Consider the following 3,378-nt stretch of genomic DNA (forward strand, 5'->3'; position numbering starts at 1 on the left):
ATAATAAAATCCCATATTTTAAAAAATTAATGTTGATTTTATTGAAACTTTGTCTGGCATGTTTACATGCCAGAGTCGTTATAAACTACTTTAAATTGTGGATAAATTCAAATATAATTTCCGTTTATGGATATGGGCAAAATCTTCCTTAATTTATTTAAATCGAAGATTTTGTTCTAATATATAAAATTTATATATAGAGAGAAATCTATATGTATTTTTTTCATCAGACCATTTATGATTTTAAAAAGTTTTAGTTACTATAAAAAAATCTGATTTTTAATAAACTCGAAATTTCAACTCTATTCCATTAAAACTATCCCTAATTTTTTGTATATATTATATCCTATCCTGTCAGTAATCGGCATATTGTTATCTTTTAAAAATCTAAACAATGCATGCTTCATTCCATCACCATAAATTCCATCTGTAGGCCCATAATAATATCCTTTTTGTTTTAGTCTTTTTTGAACTTCCCGCACATCTGAACCTCTATCGCCTGGTCTTAATATTCTAAAACCATAACCAAATGGTCCAAATGGACCACTAAATAAAATAACTGGTGTATTATATTTGACCATGCTGTATAATTCCTCTATATCTCTATTCTTCATTCTAACGCATCCGTGAGAAGCATTATAACCAATAGATGTAGGTTTATCCGTTCCATGAATACCATATTTACCCCACGGTACATTTATTCTCATCCATCTTGATCCAAATCCTCCACCCCATTTCGCTTTTTCAATTATCTTAAAACTACCTATAGGGGTTGGAGTACTTGGTTTTCCTGTAGCTACAACATACTTTTTTATAACTTTATTTGTATCGGTATCATAAAGATATAAGTACTTTTTATCTATATCAACTAAAATTACAAAATTTTTATAATCATAATGTTTATTTAATTGCTTTTTTTCCCATATCTCATATTCTCTGTATAATTTGCTTACTTCTTTCAAATTACTTTTTTTTAATCCTACTAAGCTTATTAATTCATCATTACTCTTTATAAATAATAAAAAAATTACTATGAGTATTATAAAAACTATGTATTTATTTTTCCTCACTCCCCTTATCACCCCCCATATAATTAATTATATGCTTTAACTAAATAAAAATATATAAACCAAGCATTAGAATTAAAAAATACTATATTATCAATGCCATTGACTTTACCTTTATATCTATAAATTAAAATTATAAAAGTAGCATTATACTACAAAATTTTCTATAAATCTTTTTAAAATCATTATTTACTTTTTCAATGAACCATTTGGGAATGTCAGATTGTTTTGAAGTATAAAAATAAGGCTTTATTAAATCTACTCGTGCAGCATACCCACACCATTTACTAGGATTATTTTTTAGAAAATCTATAAAATCTTCAGGAGTTACTTGATATACGGATTTCTTTCCAAAAGTTCTTCCTTTTATTATTCCTTGTTTCAACCATTTATAGATTATAGTAGGATTTTTATTTAACAAAAATCCCATATTTCCTGTTGACAAATATTCCCCATTTGCTATGTGTTGTGATCCCAATTTCAATTCAATCGCTTTTTTCTTTACTGAAATAGTGCTTCTGTTTAACATCTTTGCTATACTTTCAATACTCTTTTTCCCCCAATTTAACATTAGTATATCTATTTCTTCTTCTGTCCAATTTCTTACCGTCTTAGTAAGCCCTAACCTTTTAGCCTTTTTAAAAACTGAATCCTTTGTTCTTCCCAAATCTTTAGATATAGAATTTATACTCTTTTTAGAATAATTTTCTACAAGATAATCTACTTCTTCCTTAGTCCATCTTCTTCTAGACATAAGCTGCTATCCCCTTTCTCAATGATTATTACAAATAGTATAATTCTATATCATAGTATGATATCTCTACATACAAACTCCACGATATCATTTTCTCTCATAGGCTTACCTATATAATATCCCTGTATTTTATCACAACCATATTTTAATAATTTATCTAACTGCTCCTTACTTTCTACTCCTTCAGCCGTAACTTTATAACCCATTTTATATGCGACAAATATAATTGAATATATCAATTTTTCTATTTTTTCATTAATATTAATATAATCAATAAAACTTTTATCGATTTTAAGTTCGGATACGGGGAAAAATGCTAAATTTTTCAATGATGAATAACCTACTCCAAAATCATCTAATGATATACTTGTTCCTAATTTTGTAAGCTCAATTAGATTTCTCATATTCCGTTTTTCTAATTTTAATATTTGTGTTTCTGTTATTTCAAACTTAATTTTATTAAAATCTACTCCCTCATTTGTAATTATATTTTTAATATTATAAAAAAAATCTTTATCATCAAATTGATTAGGTGAAATATTTATTGCTACTTTTAAATCCATATTTTTCTTTTCCCATTTTTTGACTTGTTTACATACTTTTTTTATAATCCAATATCCAATTTCCCTGATAAGCCCTGTTTCTTCTGCAATAGGTATAAAATCTACTGGAGAAACTTCTCCAAGTTCTTTATTTTTCCACCTCAAAAGTGCCTCTACTTCGAGTACTTTATTTTCTTTTATATTTAAAATTGGCTGATACAATAAGTACAATTCATTTCTTGTAATTGCTTTTCTCAATTCGTTTATCATGATAATCTTTTTCATTATATCTTTTTCAATATTTTCATTAAAGTATTTATATTGTCCTTTACCTCTCCTTTTTGCTACATACATTGCTGCTTCTGCTTTCCTTATAGCATCATCAATACTATCATTTTCTCTTGTTATATAAACACCCATACTTACAGAATTATAAATTTCACGGCCTTCTACTTTGAAACTATCTTGTAGTTTTTTAAATAGTAACTCTATTTCATTATCAATCATTTCTAAATCTAGTTTAGGTAAAAAGATTAAAAACTCATCTCCATTATGAAAAAATACATTTCCATTTCCCCCAAGCATTTTAGATAATTTAATACTAAATGCTTTTAAATATTTATCCCCAAACCTATGACCAAAGGTTCCATTTGCATACTTAAAATCATCAATATCTAAAAGTATTACTATAAATTCACTAATATTTTTTGAAAAATATTTGTATAAATATTGCCTATTAGGTAGTCCTGTTACCCGATCAAAATAATGTAACTCATTCCCTGCTTTCATCTTTGCTCACATCCTAATATTAGTTTAATTTTTTTTGAATATTTTTCTTTACTTTTTACTTATATTTAAATTTTGTATACAGCAAAAATTTTAACTAAACTTTTAATTAATTTATGTAATCCCAAGTAAAAAATTACTATTATTACAATACAAAAAACAATTCCGTCTTTTTACTTATGAGTATTTTTTTTGAAGTTTTTATGTAACAATATGCTTAAAATGTTAC

At 26.0% G+C, this 3,378-nt stretch carries 3 protein-coding genes; all 3 read right to left on the reverse strand.

Annotated elements, in window-relative coordinates; genetic code table 11:
• Positions 1-302: 302 nt before the first annotated feature.
• The 3 genes from AB4Y15_RS13765 to AB4Y15_RS13775 all read right to left on the reverse strand — a co-directional run bounded on the left by AB4Y15_RS13765 (position 303) and on the right by AB4Y15_RS13775 (position 3,152).
• On the reverse strand, positions 303-1,070 hold the full coding sequence (locus AB4Y15_RS13765) for a L,D-transpeptidase family protein (protein ID WP_427340918.1): 768 nt from the start codon (positions 1,068-1,070) through the stop codon (positions 303-305).
• A 130-nt stretch (positions 1,071-1,200) separates the two neighbouring features.
• Positions 1,201-1,821 (reverse strand): hypothetical protein, encoded by a 621-nt coding sequence (locus tag AB4Y15_RS13770; RefSeq protein WP_427340919.1) that lies wholly within the window; start codon positions 1,819-1,821, stop codon positions 1,201-1,203.
• A 50-nt stretch (positions 1,822-1,871) separates the two neighbouring features.
• Positions 1,872-3,152, reverse strand: coding sequence for a putative bifunctional diguanylate cyclase/phosphodiesterase (locus AB4Y15_RS13775; protein WP_427340920.1), 1,281 nt, complete (start codon positions 3,150-3,152; stop codon positions 1,872-1,874).
• Positions 3,153-3,378: the final 226 nt, after the last annotated feature.

It is taken from the genome of Caloranaerobacter longqiensis (genome assembly GCF_050286925.1).
Lineage (GTDB): Bacteria > Bacillota > Clostridia > Tissierellales > Thermohalobacteraceae > Caloranaerobacter.

Bases quoted from the DNA above. Each gene is read 5' to 3' on its own strand.
- AB4Y15_RS13770 (WP_427340919.1), bottom strand. From the start codon at position 1,821: ATGTCTAGAAGAAGATGGACTAAGGAAGAAGTAGATTATCTTGTAGAA.
- AB4Y15_RS13775 (WP_427340920.1), bottom strand. From the start codon at position 3,152: ATGAAAGCAGGGAATGAGTTACATTATTTTGATCGGGTAACAGGACTA.